This is a genomic window from Streptomyces sp. NPDC054770 (assembly GCF_053611985.1).
The window spans coordinates 65,988-82,006 of the sequence record NZ_JBSHBL010000021.1 but is presented as its reverse complement, the minus strand read 5'-3'; the positions used below and the strand labels follow the sequence as shown (position 1 = coordinate 82,006).

Here is a 16,019-nt window from a genome sequence, read left to right as displayed (position 1 = left end):
GGGCTCGTCGCGCAGTTCCCCGCGCCCCTTAGGGGGTTGATCCCTGCGCCAGCTTCAGGGCGTAGCTCGGCCACCAATTCCCCGCCTGCGGACCCCCCTTGCACGTGCCGTCCGACTCCCCGGGGCGTTTGACCCACAGGTACGCGTCCACCAGGGGATCCGCCGTCTTCGTCGTCGGCGTCTCCCCCAGGGCCCTGCCCGGCGGGTTGCACCAGCGTTCGTCCGGATCTCCGCCCGCGTACGGGCCGTTGCCGTTTCTGCTGGTGTCGATGACGAAGTGCTTGCCGCCGACCTTTTCCGACAGCTGCTTGCCGTAGGTGATGGAGGCCTGGGTGGAGTAGAAGTTGGAGACGTTGACCGCGAAGCCGTCGGCCTGGCTGACGCCCGCCTCCTGGAGGGGCTGGTAGATCTGGTCGGGGTGGCCCCAGCCGGCGTTGCCCGCGTCCAGGTAGACCTTGGTGTTCTTCAGGGACTTGAGCTTCGTGATCGCGCCGCGCAGCAGGTCGTAGCGTTCCTCGGCGAACCGGGCCGGGGTGCAGCCGTCCACCAGGTGCAGTACCGCGTCCGGTTCCAGGACGATCGTGGCCGGGCGGTCCTGGATGCCGTTCGCGACCCCGTCGATCCAGGCCCGGTAGGCGTCGCCGTCGGCCGCGCCGCCCTGGCTGTACTGGCCGCAGTCGCGGTGCGGGATGTCGTAGAGGACCAGGAGGGCCGTGCGGTCGGACTTCTGGGCGGCCTCGGTGAAGCCGCGCGCCTCCTGCTCCGGGTTCTCCGGGCCGATCCACTCGCCGGTCGGCTGGGCCGCTATCTTGCGGATCTGCCCGGCGTCGCCGTCCTGGCCGGCCTTCGCGTAGGCCTTCACCTGACGGGCCGCGTTGGAGTCCGGGTTGACCCAGAACGGGTCTGCCTCCTTGGGCTGTTGGGTGATCGCCGCCCGTGGGCTCGCGGTCGGCTTGTCCCCGCCGCCGCCTCCGCCGCCGCCCGCGGAGCAGCCGGCGAGCAGCAGTGCCGCCGCCCCCAGCGCTCCGGCCCTGGCCGCCGAGCGGCCCCCCTTGCTGTCGTACATCCAATTCCCCCCTGGGTGCACTGGCCAGAGCCCAATCGTGACATACCCACCGCACTCACCACGAGATCGCCCAACTCTTGTCGGTGAGCCGTTACAGCCCGGGTTGACGGGCGGGTTGACGAGTGGAGAGAGGCTTGGCGAACGCGAACCTAGGCCCGGGCGCCCGTTGCCCTCTAGAGTCGCTTGCGGGCGGCCCGGGCCCCAGCCCGTCCTCCCAGCCTCCCGCGCCTGCCGCCGGGTTACTCCCGCAGCCCGAGCGCGCGCGGTCGAGGACCGGCCCGGTCGGCGGCCTCAGGGGAGCGGGCCGCCGACCGGGCGACAGGTGGGTGCGCGGTGCTCCGGCCCTATACGGCGGTGCCGGTGGTGCCGGTGAGGTACGCCGAGACGACCACGTTCGCCGTGTAGCTGCCGGTCGTCCGGTCGAAGGCGCCGCCGCAGGTGATCAGGCGGAGTTCGGCGCGGCCCGACTCCCGGGTGCCGTACGCCTGTTGGGCGTCGAAGTGGTCGCGGGGCAGGACTCGGACGTCGTCGACGGTGAACTCGGCGACCGTGTTGTCGGCGCGGACCACGCGGATCGTCTCGCCGGGGCGCATCGCGCTGATCTTGTAGAAGACGGCGGGCCGGGTCTCGGTGTCGACGTGCCCGACCAGGACGGCGGTGCCGGCCGCGCCGGGGTCGGTCCCGGAGCCGTACCAGCCGACCACGCCCGGCTGGTCGAAGGGCGGCGGGTCGACCCCGCCGTCCCGGTCGAGGCCGCGGGCGACCACGGGGGCCTGCACGCCCAGTTCCGGTATGTCGACGCGCTCGGGCACGGCCGAGGTCAACGGCTTGGCAGCAGGCGGGAGTTCGGGGTTCGACGGGGGGCGGCCGACGGCGGCCACGTCGCCCGTGGTGGGTCCCGTCATGCCGTCGGGTACCTCGGTCACCCCGCGGCCCCACAGCCACAGCCCGAGCAGCAGAATCGCCCAGGCCACCCCGGTCAGCAGCCGTCCGGTGCCGGGGGAACCTTCGGTGTCTTCGGCCATCGTGGTCCCGTCCTCAGCGCGAGCCGGGGCCGCGGCGGCGGGCACTCAGCAGTCCGACGGCGGCCGCGGCGAACGCGGCGAGGAGCAGGCCGGTCACCGCCTGCGCGGTGTCGGGACCGGTCGAGCGGGACTCCACCGAGGCGAGCGGGGCGGCGCCCCCGCCGCCCGCGTGCACGGGCGCGAACGGCGAAGCGGGCGCGTCCGGTTCGGACGACGACTGCGGTACGACGGTGACGCTGCCGGTGACGGCGCTGCCGGCGCAGCTGACCTGCACGTCGTAGGTGCCGGCGCCGATCGCGGAGCGGACCTGGGCCTGGCCGGTCAGGTCGCCGCCGGTGCCGGCGAGGCGGGCGTCCGAGACGAAGGCCGTCGAGACGGCGGTGCCGGTCGCACCGGAGCAGCCGCTCACCCGGAGCGCCACGACGGACCCGGCGGGCGGCGAAGCCGGGATCACGGTGACGGCCTGGCCGTCCGCCGCGCAGGCGGCGGCCGCCGGGGCGAGGCCGACGGCACAGGCCAGGAGTCCGGTACAGAGAGTGAGGCGAAGTGAGCCCATCGTGAACCTCCAGATATCTGGAGGCTCCCCCGCACCCGGTGCCCCCGCATCCTCGGGGGGCGCCTTGTTGCTCCGTACGGGTGGTGACAGGTTTGGTGGCCGCCGGTCGGAGGCGGTTCGCAGACGGCGCGGCGGCGGTGCGGTGGCGGTTCGACGGCGGTTCGACGGCGGTTCGGCGGCGGTGCGGCGGCGGTTCAGATCCGGTCGACGAGGTCCGCGATCGAGTCCACGACCTCGGAGGGCCGGAACGGGTAACTGTCGACGTCGGCCGGCTGGGTGACGCCGGACAGCACCAGGAAGGTGCGCATCCCGGCCTCCAGGCCCGCGAGGACGTCGGTGTCCATGCGGTCGCCGATCATCGCGGAGTTCTCCGAGTGGGCGCCGATCGCGTTGAGGCCCGCCCGCATCATCAGCGGGTTGGGCTTGCCGACGAAGTACGGCTTCTTGCCGGTCGCGGCGGTGATCAGCGCGGCGACCGAGCCGGTGGCGGGCAGGTCGCCCTCGACGGACGGGCCGACGTTGTCGGGGTTGGTGGCGATGAACCGGGCGCCGTCGTTGATCAGCCGCACCGCCTTGGTGAGCGCCTCGAAGGAGTAGGTGCGGGTCTCGCCGAGGATGACGAAGTCGGGCTCGTGGTCGGTGAGGATGTACCCGATGTCGTGCAGTGCGGTGGTCAGGCCGGCCTCGCCGATGACGTAGGCGCTGCCGCCGGGCCGCTGGTCGTCCAGGAACTGGGCGGTGGCCAGCGCCGAGGTCCAGATGTTCTCCACCGGTACGTCCAGGCCCATCCGGCGCAGCCGTGCGTGCAGGTCACGGGCGGTGTAGATGGAGTTGTTGGTGAGCACCAGGAAGGGCCGTCCGGACTCCCGCAGCTTCTTCAGGAAGGCGTCCGCTCCGGGGATCGGCACCCCCTCGTGGATGAGAACCCCGTCCATGTCGGTGAGCCACGACTCGATGGGCTTGCGCTCTGCCATGTGGTGCGTCTCCTGGCCTGCGGGATGGCGTGGGTGCGGTCATGCGTCAGCTGGGGGGCGCCGGAACCACGGCGTACCGACGCCCCCCAGCCTAGACACAGCGGGGATCACCCGGGAACGCCCTGCTCACCTGCTGGTCGGCGGTCCGCCGGTCACAGGCGAGCGAGCACGTCCGGCAGGCCGGCCACCGAGTCCAGCACCAGGTCCGCCCCGGCCGCCCGCAGCGCGGCCGCGTCGTGCGCCCCGGTCAGGACACCGGCGACCAGCCCCGCCCCCGCACGCACCCCGCTGAGCACGTCGTACGAGGTGTCGCCCACGACGGCGACCTGTCCGACCCCGTCGGCGGCCCGCGTCCGCAGGAACGCCGTGAGGACCATGTCGGGGTACGGCCGTCCGCGGCCCCCGGCGTCGGCGGGGCACAGGGTGAGCGGCACCAGGTCCTGCCAGCCGAGGGCGGCGAGGACGGCGTCCTGGGTGGCGCGGGCGAAACCGGTGGTGAGGACGACGGTACGGCCCTGCCCCTGGAGTTCCTCGATGGCCTCGCGCGCTCCGGGCAGCGCCTCGACCCTGCCCCCGTCGACGAGTTCGGCGTAGGCCGCCTCGAAGGCCCTGTTGGCCTCCCGCGCCTTGTCCTCCGCCCCGAACAGGTGCCGGAAGACGGAGATCTTGGACTCGCCCATGGTGGCGCGGACATGGTCGATCATCCGGTCGGGTTCGGCGCCCAGCCGCAGGGCCGCCGCGGTGAACGCCTGCTCGACGAGGCCGCCGTCCGCGACGGTCGTACCGGCCATGTCGAGCACGACGAGCCGGATGTCTTCGGGCATTCGCCGGATGTCTTCGGTCATGCGGAGGCCTTCGGTCATACGGATGTCTTCGGGCATGCAGAGGCCTTCGGTCATACGGACGTCTTCGGTCATTCGGCTGTCTTCGGTCGAGGTCATGTCTGTCACCAGCCCAGTTCGTCCGCGGTCGTCTCGGCTATCGCGGGCGAGCAGGTCATGCCGCGCCCGCCGGGCCCGGTGACCAGCCACACCCCGTCGGCCACCTGCTGCCGGTGCACGACCCGCGAGGGGTCGGTGCACTGGGCGTACACCCCGGCCCAGCGTCGCCGCACGCGCGGCAGCGGCCGGCCGAGGAGGGCCTCGACGACGCCGGTGAGGTGCTCGTAGGGCTCCTCGACGGTGTCGAAGGCGAAGGGGTGCTCGTACTCGTGGGTGTCGCCGATGGTGAGGCCGCCGTCGGCGCGCTGCACCATGAGCAGCTGCATCCGGTGTTCCCGCGCGGTGGGCGGCTGCGGCCGGCGGGCGTTGAGCTCGTCCAGGGCCGGGGAGGCGTACGCCGGGTAGTAGCGGAAGCTGTCGGCGTCGGCGACCGAGGTGGGGAGGGGTTCGCCGAGCGGGTCGGTCTGCATCATCTGGAGGCGGACCCGGCGTACCGGCAGGCCGGGTCCGGCCAGCTCGCGGACCAGGCCGCCGAGCCAGGCGCCGGTGCACAGGACGACGGCGTCGGCGGCGTGCACGTCGCCGTGGTCGTCCCGGACCGTCCCCGCCGCGACCACCTCGCGCACCTCGCGGCCCGGCAGGAAGGTGTAGTTCGGCGACTTCGACAGCTCGGCGCGGAGGGCGAGTTGGGCGGTGCGCGGCTCGACGGCCGCGTCCCGTTCGCAGTGCAGGGCGGCGTCGAAGGCGCCGCGCAGGGCGGGGTTCAGGGCGCGGGCCTCGGCCGGGGTGAGCAGCCGGTGGCCGCGGGCGACCGCGTCGGCGCGGGCCACGGCGGCCTCGGCGACGGCGAGTTCGTACGCGCCGCGGACCGGGGTCAGCGACCCGTTGGCGCGGAAGCCGAGCGCGGGCACCCGGTTGCCGATCTTCTCCCACAACTCCCTGGCCCGCAGGGCGGTTTCGAGTTCCTCGCCGCCCGCGCGCCCGCTCACCCAGATCTGCCCGAAGTTGCGCAGCGAGGCGCCGCGGGCCTCGGCCTCCCGCTCGATCTGCACCACCTCGTGGCCGCGCTCCACGGCCTGCCAGGCGTGCATGGTGCCCACCACGCCCGCTCCGACGACTGTCACTCTCACGACCGCCACACTCCTCGCGGCTCGGGAACCGGAAGTTCCGGCTGACAACAAGAGCGTGAACCGGTCATCAGATTTGGGCTAGACCCGTTATCTTTTCGTTATATACAAGTGGGCCTAGAAGCAGCTGAAAAGGGCGCTTTTCAGTCACCGAGGTGGGCCGTGAACGAGAACCGGTCCCCCCGGTACAGCGCCCGCACCCGCTCCAGCGGCCGCCCTTCGCTGTCCCGTGACACCCGGTGGATCAGCAGCATCGGAAGGGCCGGCGGGGTGCCGATGAGGAGGGCCTCGCGCGGGGTGGCCAGCACGGTCTCGATGCGTTCGTCGGCGTCCCCGAAGGCGATGCCCTGCTCGTGCAGGTAGCCGTAGAAGGAGGAGTCGGGGCGGAAGCCGGAGTCGAGGTGCGGGACCCGGGCGACGGCGACGTAGGTGCTCTCCAGGCCGACCCGCTCGTCGTCGGCGAGCAGCACGCGCTCCAGGTGCCAGACGGGTTCGCCGCGCTCCAGGCCGGTCTCGTCGGCGAGGGCGGCCGGGCAGGGGAAGCGGTCGAGGGCGACCAGGCTGCGGCCGGGGGTACGGCCCTGCCGCCGGACGCCCTCCGTGTAGCTGGCGAGGGACAGCGGCTGCGCCAGCTTGGGCCCCGCGACGACGGTGCCGCGGCCCTGCCGGCGCAGCTTGCCCTCGAGGACCAGCTCGCGCAGCGCCTGCCGGACGGTCTCGCGGGCGACCCCGTACTCCTCCGACAGATCACGCTCGGTGGGGATGACACTGCCCTCCGCCAGCGCACCGACGACCTGGTCGATCCGCGCCTTCACCGCGTAGTACTTCGGGACCCGGCCGTGCTCGGGAATGCCGGAGCGGACGGGTGCGCCGGGGGCCTGGTCGTTCGGGTAGTCCACGCAGGGATGGTCGCAGACGGCACCGGCCTCAGCGTCGTCGGCGTGCCAGCAGGAACGCGCCCGCTCCTACGGCGAACAGGGCGATGGCGGCCGTGAACAGGCCGTGGGCCAGGCCGAGGCCGGTCCGGGCCAGTTCGCGGGCACGTTCCCCGGCCTCCCAGGCGCCCTCCGCACCCTCTGCGCCCCAGGCTCCCCGGTCGTCCCCGTCCCAGGATTCCCGGCCGCCCCTGGCTTCCCCGGCCTCGTCGGTGAAGGGGCGGCCGCTGCTGCCGGGTGAGGCGGCGGGGGTGGCTCCGGGGCTGGCTTCCGGGCTGCTGTCGGGGGCGGCGGGGTTTTCGGGGCTGCTCTCGGGGGGTGTCCGCGGGCCGGTCTGCGCGCCGCCGGACGGGACGGCGGAAGGGACGGCGGGGGCGGGGCTCGGCAGCGGGGGCGGCTCACCGGCGATGCCGAAGCGGTAGTCGTTCGACTCGCCCACCCACTCGCCGTCCGACCCCTGCCGCTGGACGACGGCCGCGTTGGCGGTGACCCCGTTGCGTACGGCGTCGGAGGTGACGGCGAGTCTCACCTTGATCGAGACGGTCGCCCCGGGTGCCACGGTGAACCCCGGGAAGCCGGTCGCGTCGAACACGCCGACCAGCTCGGACTCGTCGGTCTGCGTCAGCGGGACCGGGCGGGTGCGCGGCCCGTCGTAGAACTCCAGCTCGGTCTGGGACGGCTTGAGGGCACGTTTGTCGTCGACGAGGACGACGACCGGGTGGATGTCGGTGCAGGTGCGGCGGGTGATGTTGGTGAGGTCGAGATACCAGGTGCCGAAGCCGCCGCCGGGCTCGTAGGACGAGGGGCCGTCGTGGAGGCGGGTGGTGAGCGGGAAGCCCTGCTCGTCGGCGCCCGCGCAGGACGCCCCGGCGGGGGCGGCCGTCGCCGACGACGCGGGGGCGAGCACGGTGGCTGCGGCGGCCAGGCAGAGGGACAGGGGGTTGCTCAGTCGCTTGCGCATGGACAGGTGACTCTGCCGGGCACGAGCCACAGTCACCGAACGCCACTCCGCACAACCGCCCCGGCTCCGCCCGATCAGCCGTCCCCTCGCCCGGTTCGACTCCGCCCGATCAGCCTTCCCCGCGCCCGGTTCACCGCCGCCTGTCCGCCGATCCCGCCGGTCTTCGCGGACGGGGCGTGGCACCCTTTTGAGCACCGGCGAGAGCAGCCAACCTCAGGGGCGCGGGGAACTGCGCGACCAGCCCCCACCGACCCGCAGGTGCCCACCGGCCGTCCGACCGGACGGTGATCAGCCGTCCGCGCGCCCGAACAGTGGGGCGAGGAGCAGCTGGGCCGCTCCCTCCGCGACGCCCCGGTCCCCGCCGGGGGCGAGGCGGACGGGGACGGTGGTGCCTAGGTCGCCCTCGCGCCGGGCGCGCTCGTCGAGAACGGCGGCGACCCCTCGTACGAAGCGCTCCGGCGCGGCCGCGATGGTCCGGCCGCCGAGCAGCACCAGGTCGATGTCGAGCAGGCCGGCCAGGTTCGCGGCGCCGACGCCGAGGACCCGCGCGGCCTCGGCCACGTCGCCGCGGGCCACCGCCGCCAGGCACAGCGCCTCGATGCAGCCGCGGTTGCCGCAGTGGCAGGGCGGCCCGTCGAGCTGGACGACCTGGTGCCCGAACTCCCCCGCCCCGGTACGCGCCCCCCGGTGCACGGTGTCGCCGATCACCAGGCCGGCGCCCAGCCCCGTACCGAGGAGCAGGCAGGCGAAGGACCCGCTCTCGCCGCCGACGGCGAGTCCGAGGGCGGCCGCGTTGCTGTCCTTGTCGACGACGACCGGCACCCCGAGCCGCTCCGCGAGCGCGTCCCGCAGCGGGAAGCCGTCCCACTCGGGGAACCCGGTGACCCGGTGCAGCACCCCGTGGATGTGGTCGAGCGGACCGGGCGCCCCGACCCCGACCCCGAGCAGGGTGTCGCCGCCGCGCTCGACCAGCTCCCCGGCCAGCTCCACGACCGCGCCGAGGACAGCCTCCGCCCCCGCTCCCAGGTCCACCGCGGCCTGCCGCGCCGCCACCACCGTGCCGTCGAGATCGACGAGCACCGCACGCAGTTCGTCCCGGTCGAGCTGGATGCCGACCGCGTGCCCGGCGTCCGGCACCAGCCGCAGCACGGTGGCCGGCTTGCCGCCCGTGGACGCGCGCCGCCCGGCCTCCGCGGCGAGGCCCTCCTCCCGCAGCCGGGCGGTGATCTTGCTGACCGCCTGCGGGGTGAGCCCGGTCCGCTCGGCCAGTTCGAGCCGGCTGATGCCGCCCTCGCCCGCCGTGCGCAGCAGATCCAGCACCAGCGCGGTGTTGTGGCTGCGCATGGCCGGCAGATTCGCCCCGGCCGTACCCGGTCGTCCGCTCCTCGTCGTGTTCACGCGACTCATTCTCCCCGCCACTTGCACTTTGGCAACAGCGTTGCGAAAGTAGGACGCATGACAGCTGCCACTCCCCTCCGCGTCGGCCTCGTCGGCTACGGCCTCGCCGGATCCGTCTTCCACGCCCCCCTGATCGCCGCCACCGAGGGCCTCGCCCTGGACACGGTGGTCACCTCGAACCCCGAGCGGCAGGCGCAGGCGAAGGCCGAGTTCCCGGACGTGCGGACCGTCGCCGGCCCCGACGAGCTGTTCGACCGTGCCGCCGACCTCGACCTGGTCGTCATCGCCTCCCCGAACAAGACGCACGTCCCGCTGGCGACGACCGCTCTCAAGGCGGGCCTGCCGGTCGTGGTCGACAAGCCGGTGGCCGGCACCGCCGCCGAGGCGCGCGAGCTGGCCGCCCTCGCCGAGGAGCGCGGGCTGCTGCTCTCGGTCTTCCAGAACCGCCGCTGGGACAACGACTTCCTGACCCTGCGCAAGCTGCTCGCGGAAGGTTCGCTGGGCGACCCCTGGCGCTTCGAGTCCCGCTTCGAACGCTGGCGTCCGCAGCCCAAGGGCGGCTGGCGCGAGTCCGGCGACCCGGCAGAGATCGGAGGTCTCCTCTACGACCTCGGCAGCCATGTCGTCGACCAGGCCCTGGTCCTCTTCGGCCCCGCCACGGAGGTCTACGCCGAGTCGGTGATCCGCCGGGCCGGCGCCGAGACCGACGACGACACCTTCATCGCGCTCACGCACGCGAACGGGGTCCGCTCCCACCTCTACGTCTCGGCGACGACGGCCCAGCTCGGCCCGCGTTTCCGGGTGCTGGGCTCGAAGGCCGGTTACGTCAAGTACGGCCTGGACCCGCAGGAGGACGGCCTGCGCAAGGGCGAGCGCCCGGGCGCCACGGACGCCTGGGGCCAGGAACCGGAGTCCCTCCACGGCCGTATCGGCGCCGGCGAGTCCCCGGTCACCGGCGGCGGCCGTACCGTTCCCACCCTGCCCGGCGACTACCCCGCGTACTACGCGGCCGTGGCCCGTGCCCTGCGGGGCGAGGGCCCCAACCCGGTGACCGCACTGGAGGCGGCCGCCGCCCTGGACGTACTGGAAGCAGCCCGCCGTTCGGCACGAGACAAGGTGACGGTGACCCTCTGATGCAGCACCCGCAGATCACCCCCAGGTTCGCTCCCGAAATCACCCCGTCGGTGGAGGAGTTGGAGAAGCAGGAACGACTCCTGGTCTTCCGGCAGTTCACCTACGACGACGCGTGGGCCCTCGGCTCCCTGCTGGTGGAGATGGCCCGGGAGCGGCAGGCCCCCGTGGCCATCGACATCCACCGCGCGGGCCAGCAGCTCTTCCACGCGGCCCTGCCCGGCTCGACCCCCGACAACGACGCGTGGATCGCGCGCAAGCGCCGAGTGGTGGAGCGCTACGGCTCGGCGTCCTACCTGGTCGGCGCCCGCTTCCGGGCCAAGGGCAGCACCTTCGAGGAGTCCTCCCGCCTGGACCCGGACGAGTACGCGGCCCACGGCGGCTCCTTCCCGATCACCGTGGAGAACGTCGGCGTCATCGGAGCGGTGACGGTCTCGGGCCTGCCCCAACTCGAGGACCACCGCTTCGTGGTGGAGGCCCTGGAGAACTACCTGAAGCTGTAACGCCCTCACTGGAGCGCCCCGTAGGGGCGCGGGGAACTGCGCGACCAGCCACATCCGGCCCGCGGACGACGGACGAGCGCAGTTCCCCGGCTCTCCCAGCGGAGCGGTTACGCGTCCTTGAGCTCCTGCCGCTGACGACCGAGCCCCCCGATCTCCAGCTCCACCACATCCCCGGCCCGCAGGAACGGCTTCGGCTCGGGCGCGCCCAGCGCAACCCCCGCCGGAGTCCCGGTGTTGATGACATCACCCGGATAAAGCACCATGAACCGGCTGACGTACCGCACCACTTCGGCGACCGAGAAGATCTGCTCGGCCGTGGTCCCGTCCTGCTTCAGCTCCCCGTTCACCCAGAGCTTCAGCGAAAGGTCCTGCGGGTCGGCGATCTCGTCGGCCGTCACCAGCCACGGCCCGAGCGGGTTGAACGTCTCGCAGTTCTTCCCCTTGTCCCAGGTCCCGCCCCGCTCGATCTGGAACTCCCGCTCGGAGACGTCGTGCGCGACGGCGTACCCGGCGACATAGGCCAGCGGATCCTCGTCGTCGGCCACGTAACGGGCCGTACGGCCGATGACGACCGCCAGCTCCACCTCCCAGTCGGTCTTCACCGACCCGCGGGGCACCAGCACGGTGTCGTTCGGCCCCACCACCGTGTCCGCGGCCTTGAAGAAGACGACCGGCTCGGCCGGCGGCTCGGCCCCCGTCTCGCGGGCGTGGTCGTGGTAGTTGAGCCCGATGCACACGACCTTCCCGATCCGCCCCAGCGGCGGCCCGATCCGCAGCCCGGTCGCGTCGAGCGCGGGCAGCTCCCCGGCGTCGGCGGCGGCGCGGACGCGCCCGAGCGCCGCGTCGTCGGCGAGCAGCGCCCCGTCGATGTCGTCGACGATCCCCGTCAGGTCCCGCAGGACACCCTCGGCGTCGAGCAGTGCGGGCCGCTCCGCCCCCGCCGTACCGACTCGCAGCAGCTTCATGGTCGTCACCATCTCCCTTGACAGCAGTCGTCCGGCCGATGGGTGCAGCCATCGGAGGACTGGCCGATCCTCCAAGATGAACGTGCAACGGGCAAGAGCCTGTTCACGTACTGGACCGTAGCAACCGCCTCAGCGGTACAGCAGCACGCGCTCCACCGCGCTCCACGTCGTGCTGGTCACCACGTACAGCGCGGCGGCCAGCGGCATCACGGCCACGGTGACCAGTGTGAAGTACGACAGGTAAGGCATCACCTTGGTGACCGCGCCGACCCCGGGCACCTGCTGATCGCCTGCGCCCACCACCGCCTCGCCCACCGGCGCCGTCCGCCTGGCGCGCCGGAAGTTGACGGTGGCGACGGCGGCGACCACGGCGAACAGCGCCAGATAGACCAGCCCGGCACTCCCGAACACCCCGCCGCCCCCGCCGCCTCCACCGGCGAGGACATCGCTCCACCGCCCGCCGAGCGGGGCACCCCACAGCTCGTGGGAGAGCAGGCCGTTGTCGTGGCCGCCGATCGTCGGGTTGGAGAAGAGGTGGTAGAGGACGAAGAACGCGGGCAGTTGCAGCAGCCCCGGCAGGCAGCCGGACAGCGGCGACACCTTTTCCTCGGCATGCAGCTCCAGCACGGCCTTCTGCAACGCCTGCTGGTCCTTGCCGTGCCGCTTGCGCAGTTCGGCGATTCTGGGCTGGAGCGCGGTCCGGGCGCGCTGGCCGCGGGCTGCGGCACGGGACAGGGGATGCACGAGCAGTCGTACGAGCGCGGTGAACAGGACGATCGCGGCGGCGGCCGCGGAGGCGTGGAAGAGCGGCTGGAGCAGGTCGGCGAGATGCTCGACCAGGCCGGCGAAAGCGGACATGAGTACGGACATGGGTGGGGAGCCCTCCGGGGGTCTCGTCGTGCCGTGGGTGAAGAGATGGGACGGCATGACGACCCGCGCGGGGTCACCCGGAACGGGCTCTCGGGTGCCTTACGCGATGGTCGCCGGGAGGGCGTGTCCGGGGGCTCGCGGGCGGCTGCGGCCCTTGGCGTCCGGGTCGCGTTGCGGCAGGAAGGCGGTACGCCGGGCCCGGTCGCGTATCGCCGTACGGACCCGGGTGGGCGGCACGGCGGGCGCGGAGCGGGCCGCACGGAAAGCGGCGACGGCGAGGGCCGAGCCGACGGCGGCGGTCGCGGCGAGCGCGACGGTGGTGAAGAGGCTGCCGGAGTCGAGCAGCAGGAGGTCGAGCAGCAGGAGCAGCAGTACAGCGGCAGGACGGGGCAGCAGCACCCAGCGGCTGTTCACGCGCATGCCCGCTCCCCCCTCCCTGTTGTCACCGCCGTTTATACATGATCGGTTTCCAGCGGCTCCAGGAGCCTCTTGGGCTTCAGAAGCGCCCGGCTGACCGGATCCGCCGGGTCGGGGTCGAGTCCCGGTCCCGGCGTAATAAGAACGTCGGCGACGGGTACGACGGTTCCGCAGGCGGGACATTCGCCGTACGAACCGAGTTCGGTCCCGCAGTCGGCGTGCCGGAAGTAGCGCAGCCGAACGTCCATGAGGTGCTCGCGCCCCCAGACGGCGAGGGCGCGCAGGGCGGGCCACAGCGCGATCCCGCGCTCGGTGACGACGTACTCGTCCCGGGGCGGCGACTCCTGGTACCGGCGCTTCTCCAGGATGCCCTCCTCGGTGAGCGTCTTCAGGCGGGCCGACAGGACGGCGCGCGGGATGCCGAGGTGGAGGAGGAAGTCGTTGTAGCGCCGGACGCCGTAGAGCGCGTCGCGCACGACGAGCAGGGTCCAGCGCTCGCCGACGACCTCCAGCGCGCGGGCGATCGAGCACTCCTGTGTCGCGTAGTCCTTGCCCAGTGCCATGGGGACCACCTTAGCCAGTTTCCCAGTCATGGGTTCAATGAACGAACCAACGATGCTACGGTACCCCCATGACTAGGTTCAATGAAAGAACCATCAAGCGTGCGACTCCCGAGCCGGCCACGGAAGCCGTCCCCGTGAAATCCCCCGCCGACGCCCCCGCCGGCGCCTCCGTCGGCGCCCCCGCCCGGAGCGGCCGCCCCACCCTGGCCCTCACCAGCGCCGCGACCGCCGTGGCCCTGATGACGTACACCGCCCCGATGGTCACGCTCCCGGACACGGCCGCCGCCCTGCACACCCCCCTCTCCGCGCAGGCCTGGCTGCTGAACGGCACCCCGCTCGGCCTCGCCGCGCTCCTCCTGGTGGCGGGCAGCCTGGCCGACGACTACGGCCGCCGCCGCATCTTCGTCGCCGGCACCCTGGCCCTCGGCCTGACCACCGCCCTCGGCGGCCTGACCACCTCCACCTGGGCCTTCACCCTGGCCCGGGTGGCGCAGGGCGCGGCGAGCGCGGCGATCCTGGCGAGCAGCCTGGGCCTGCTGGTGGCCGCGTTCCCGAGCCCGCGCGGCCGGCTGCACGCGACGGGCGTGTGGGGCGCGTTCGTGAGCGGCGGCATCGCGCTCGGCCCGCTGGTCGCCGGCGCAATGCCCAGTTGGCGGGTGGCGTACGCGGTACTGGGCGCGGCCGCGCTGCTGGTGGCCGCACTCTCCTTCCGCACCCTGACGGAGTCCCGCTCACCGCGCGGCGGCCGCCCGGACGTCGCCGGGGCCCTGACCTTCGGCCTGGCGCTGGTCTCCCTGGTGGCGGCCCTGACCCTGGGCCGGGACGGCTGGCTGCGCGCGCCGGTGGCCCTGCTGCTGGCGGCGACGGTCGTCCTGCTGGCGGCCTTCACCCTCGTCGAGCGCCGCTTCTCCGCCACCCCGATGATCGACCTGGCCCTCTTCCGCACCCCCCGCTTCCTGGTCTCCTCCCTCAGCGGCCTGGTCACGGGCCTGACGGTGATAGGCCTGTTCAGCTACCTCCCGGCACTGCTCCAGCAGACGCTGCGGATGTCCGCGATGGACACCGCGTGGCTGTTCCTGCTCTGGTCCGGCCTGTCCTTCACGGTGGCGCTCCAGGCCAAGCGCCTGGCGGGCCGGGTCGCACCCCGCTGGCAACTCGCCGCCGGATTCCTGCTGCACGCGGGCGGCGCGCTGGCCATGCTGGGTGCCCTGGACGCGGGCTCCTGGCCGCGCCTGCTGCCGGGCCTGGTACTGGGCGGCGCGGGCAGCGGCCTCCTCAACGCCGCGCTCCCCCTCCTGGCGGTCGAATCGGTCCCCGCCGCCCGCGCCGCAATGGGCTCGGGCGCCCAGCAGACCTTCCGCTACATCGGCTCCTGCGCGGGCGTGGCCCTCACCATCGCCCTGGCCACGTCGTCCGGCAGCGGCCTGGCCCACGGGGCGGACGTGGCGATGGTCGTGTCGGCGGGCATTGCGGTGCTGGGGGCGGCGGGGGTAGTGGGGGTGCGGGAACGGGGGTGAGCCGTCCGGGCGGCCGGTGCGCGGCCCGGCCCGGGCACCTCACTGAAGACTGACGCGGTGCTCGTGTGCGGGATCATCCGAGCAGACGAAGATCTGAAGCGTGCCCCCGCGCCCGACCACCACGCGCGTGGGCGTCCTGTCACCGTCCCCTCCGGCGCCGGCCGGACCGGCATCCTCGACCGGCATCCAGCTGCCCCGCACGCCCTCCCACTCCGCCGAGCCGATGGCCAGGAGAAGCTCCATGGGGCTGCCGCAGGAACACACCGGTTCCTGGGGGCCGGTCACGCCCCAGCGCGCGAACCCGCCCACCTTCCAGCCGGGGGCCACGGCGAAGTCACCGTCGTAGGACAGGACGTCGTCCGAGTCGTCGCCGTTCTCGTCGGCCTCCTCCCACAGGGCCTCCTCCCACTCCCCGATGCGCAGGAGCAGGTCCTCGGGCAGCAACTCGGCCCACTGGTGTTCCGTGACCCGCTCCGGGGCGAGCACGCAGGGTTCCGGTACGTATCCCTCGTCTCCCACCACCGCCGGCCGCGGCGGCTCGGGGAACGGCGCGCACTCGGCGGCCGTACGCCAGCGCAGGTGGACACCGGGAGCCGCCTGCTCCCCGTGCGCGCTGAACGGACACCACAGGACCTGCAGCAGGTCACGGCCGTCGGGGACGACGAGGCCGGGGACGTCCCGCACGAAGAGCTGGGCGACGGGCAGCAGCGGCACCGGGTCGGTGTCCTGGAGGCCGGGAACCCGGTGCTCCCGCTCGAGTCCGGCGAGCACGGCCAGTTCCTCCTCCGTAGGACCGGCGTCACCCCTGCGCCAGGCTTCGGCGAGTACCCGCCGCTCCTCGTGCACGTCCTCGATCCGCCGGCCCCGGTCACGACGGTGCGGCTCCCGGCAGACGGGCCATGGCTCACCGACGGGCCACAGGAACGGACCGCCGACGGAACTCCCCTCCGGCCCCGGGGCTCCGGCACGCGGATGCAGCCGCGTGGCGTCCTTCCGGTACCCGGCCAGTTCGGGGAACTCCGCCTCGATGTCCAGGGGGCGGGAAGGAGTGGTAGGGGGCATGAGCATCC

17 protein-coding genes are annotated in these 16,019 nt (G+C 73.2%); 3 read left to right on the top strand and 14 right to left on the bottom strand.

The features are described 5' to 3' along the window. Positions 1–28: 28 nt before the first annotated feature. From ACWGKQ_RS20375 to ACWGKQ_RS20335, 9 genes are all read right to left on the bottom strand, one after another. Positions 29–1,066 (bottom strand): glycoside hydrolase family 6 protein, encoded by a 1,038-nt coding sequence (locus tag ACWGKQ_RS20375; protein WP_453293324.1) that lies wholly within the window; start codon positions 1,064–1,066, stop codon positions 29–31. Between the two features lie 344 nt (positions 1,067–1,410). Beyond that, positions 1,411–2,091 (bottom strand): class F sortase, encoded by a 681-nt coding sequence (locus tag ACWGKQ_RS20370; protein WP_453293323.1) that lies wholly within the window; start codon positions 2,089–2,091, stop codon positions 1,411–1,413. Positions 2,092–2,104: 13 nt separating this feature from the next. Beyond that, positions 2,105–2,647, bottom strand: coding sequence for a hypothetical protein (locus ACWGKQ_RS20365; protein WP_453293322.1), 543 nt, complete (start codon positions 2,645–2,647; stop codon positions 2,105–2,107). Positions 2,648–2,841: 194 nt separating this feature from the next. After that, positions 2,842–3,621 carry an HAD-IIA family hydrolase gene (locus ACWGKQ_RS20360; RefSeq protein ID WP_453293321.1) on the bottom strand — a complete coding sequence of 260 codons (780 nt, stop codon included), beginning with the start codon at positions 3,619–3,621 and terminating at the stop codon, positions 2,842–2,844. Between the two features lie 152 nt (positions 3,622–3,773). Continuing rightward, complete coding sequence (locus ACWGKQ_RS20355) at positions 3,774–4,466, bottom strand: HAD family hydrolase (protein ID WP_453293320.1); 693 nt, start codon at positions 4,464–4,466, stop codon at positions 3,774–3,776. A 101-nt stretch (positions 4,467–4,567) separates the two neighbouring features. Next, complete coding sequence (locus ACWGKQ_RS20350) at positions 4,568–5,692, bottom strand: TIGR03364 family FAD-dependent oxidoreductase (RefSeq protein ID WP_453293319.1); 1,125 nt, start codon at positions 5,690–5,692, stop codon at positions 4,568–4,570. Positions 5,693–5,832: 140 nt separating this feature from the next. After that, a complete protein-coding gene (locus ACWGKQ_RS20345) occupies positions 5,833–6,588 on the bottom strand; it encodes a GntR family transcriptional regulator (RefSeq protein WP_453293318.1) in 756 nt (251 codons plus the stop codon). Positions 6,589–6,616: 28 nt separating this feature from the next. Next, a complete protein-coding gene (locus ACWGKQ_RS20340) occupies positions 6,617–7,585 on the bottom strand; it encodes a hypothetical protein (protein ID WP_453293317.1) in 969 nt (322 codons plus the stop codon). Between the two features lie 288 nt (positions 7,586–7,873). Continuing rightward, positions 7,874–8,992: an ROK family transcriptional regulator gene (locus ACWGKQ_RS20335; protein WP_453293316.1), complete on the bottom strand. Its 1,119-nt coding sequence runs from the start codon at positions 8,990–8,992 to the stop codon at positions 7,874–7,876. Positions 8,993–9,040: 48 nt separating this feature from the next. Between ACWGKQ_RS20335 and ACWGKQ_RS20330 the strand changes: the two genes are divergently transcribed. Next, entirely contained in the window at positions 9,041–10,117 is a 1,077-nt protein-coding gene (locus ACWGKQ_RS20330; RefSeq protein ID WP_453293315.1) for a Gfo/Idh/MocA family oxidoreductase, read from the top strand. Beyond that, positions 10,117–10,617: a heme-degrading domain-containing protein gene (locus ACWGKQ_RS20325; protein WP_453293314.1), complete on the top strand. Its 501-nt coding sequence runs from the start codon at positions 10,117–10,119 to the stop codon at positions 10,615–10,617. Before ACWGKQ_RS20330 ends, ACWGKQ_RS20325 begins: the two co-directional genes overlap by 1 nt. 107 nt (positions 10,618–10,724) lie before the next feature. Here the strand turns inward: ACWGKQ_RS20325 and ACWGKQ_RS20320 are convergent, their stop codons facing one another. The 4 genes from ACWGKQ_RS20320 to ACWGKQ_RS20305 form a co-directional block, all read right to left on the bottom strand. Then, positions 10,725–11,582 carry a fumarylacetoacetate hydrolase family protein gene (locus ACWGKQ_RS20320; RefSeq protein WP_453293313.1) on the bottom strand — a complete coding sequence of 286 codons (858 nt, stop codon included), beginning with the start codon at positions 11,580–11,582 and terminating at the stop codon, positions 10,725–10,727. A gap of 129 nt (positions 11,583–11,711) precedes the next feature. Beyond that, a complete protein-coding gene (locus ACWGKQ_RS20315; RefSeq protein WP_453293312.1) occupies positions 11,712–12,440 on the bottom strand; it encodes a YidC/Oxa1 family membrane protein insertase in 729 nt (242 codons plus the stop codon). Positions 12,441–12,551: 111 nt separating this feature from the next. Beyond that, positions 12,552–12,872, bottom strand: a complete 321-nt coding sequence (locus ACWGKQ_RS20310; protein ID WP_453293311.1) for a DUF6412 domain-containing protein — start codon at positions 12,870–12,872, stop codon at positions 12,552–12,554. A gap of 32 nt (positions 12,873–12,904) precedes the next feature. Further along, positions 12,905–13,432 (bottom strand): winged helix-turn-helix transcriptional regulator, encoded by a 528-nt coding sequence (locus tag ACWGKQ_RS20305; RefSeq protein ID WP_453293310.1) that lies wholly within the window; start codon positions 13,430–13,432, stop codon positions 12,905–12,907. Positions 13,433–13,500: 68 nt separating this feature from the next. Here ACWGKQ_RS20305 and ACWGKQ_RS20300 point away from each other — a divergent pair, with 68 nt between their 5' ends. Beyond that, the gene (locus tag ACWGKQ_RS20300; RefSeq protein ID WP_453293309.1) at positions 13,501–14,949 is read left to right on the top strand and encodes an MFS transporter; all 1,449 of its coding nucleotides are present in this window, start codon (positions 13,501–13,503) and stop codon (positions 14,947–14,949) included. Between the two features lie 39 nt (positions 14,950–14,988). Here ACWGKQ_RS20300 and ACWGKQ_RS20295 read toward each other — a convergent pair whose 3' ends face one another. Next, entirely contained in the window at positions 14,989–16,011 is a 1,023-nt protein-coding gene (locus ACWGKQ_RS20295; RefSeq protein ID WP_453293308.1) for a hypothetical protein, read from the bottom strand. Between the last annotated feature and the right edge of the window lie 8 nt (positions 16,012–16,019).

Coding starts and splice junctions, on each gene's coding strand:
- ACWGKQ_RS20360 (WP_453293321.1), bottom strand. CDS start 3,621: ATGGCAGAGCGCAAGCCCATCGAGTCGTGGCTCACCGACATGGACGGG.
- ACWGKQ_RS20370 (WP_453293323.1), bottom strand. CDS start 2,091: ATGGCCGAAGACACCGAAGGTTCCCCCGGCACCGGACGGCTGCTGACC.
- ACWGKQ_RS20305 (WP_453293310.1), bottom strand. CDS start 13,432: ATGGCACTGGGCAAGGACTACGCGACACAGGAGTGCTCGATCGCCCGC.
- ACWGKQ_RS20375 (WP_453293324.1), bottom strand. CDS start 1,066: ATGTACGACAGCAAGGGGGGCCGCTCGGCGGCCAGGGCCGGAGCGCTG.
- ACWGKQ_RS20365 (WP_453293322.1), bottom strand. CDS start 2,647: ATGGGCTCACTTCGCCTCACTCTCTGTACCGGACTCCTGGCCTGTGCC.
- ACWGKQ_RS20300 (WP_453293309.1), top strand. CDS start 13,501: ATGACTAGGTTCAATGAAAGAACCATCAAGCGTGCGACTCCCGAGCCG.
- ACWGKQ_RS20320 (WP_453293313.1), bottom strand. CDS start 11,582: ATGAAGCTGCTGCGAGTCGGTACGGCGGGGGCGGAGCGGCCCGCACTG.
- ACWGKQ_RS20310 (WP_453293311.1), bottom strand. CDS start 12,872: ATGCGCGTGAACAGCCGCTGGGTGCTGCTGCCCCGTCCTGCCGCTGTA.
- ACWGKQ_RS20315 (WP_453293312.1), bottom strand. CDS start 12,440: ATGTCCGCTTTCGCCGGCCTGGTCGAGCATCTCGCCGACCTGCTCCAG.
- ACWGKQ_RS20295 (WP_453293308.1), bottom strand. CDS start 16,011: ATGCCCCCTACCACTCCTTCCCGCCCCCTGGACATCGAGGCGGAGTTC.
- ACWGKQ_RS20325 (WP_453293314.1), top strand. CDS start 10,117: ATGCAGCACCCGCAGATCACCCCCAGGTTCGCTCCCGAAATCACCCCG.
- ACWGKQ_RS20355 (WP_453293320.1), bottom strand. CDS start 4,466: ATGACCGAAGACATCCGGCGAATGCCCGAAGACATCCGGCTCGTCGTG.
- ACWGKQ_RS20340 (WP_453293317.1), bottom strand. CDS start 7,585: ATGCGCAAGCGACTGAGCAACCCCCTGTCCCTCTGCCTGGCCGCCGCA.
- ACWGKQ_RS20335 (WP_453293316.1), bottom strand. CDS start 8,992: ATGAGTCGCGTGAACACGACGAGGAGCGGACGACCGGGTACGGCCGGG.
- ACWGKQ_RS20330 (WP_453293315.1), top strand. CDS start 9,041: ATGACAGCTGCCACTCCCCTCCGCGTCGGCCTCGTCGGCTACGGCCTC.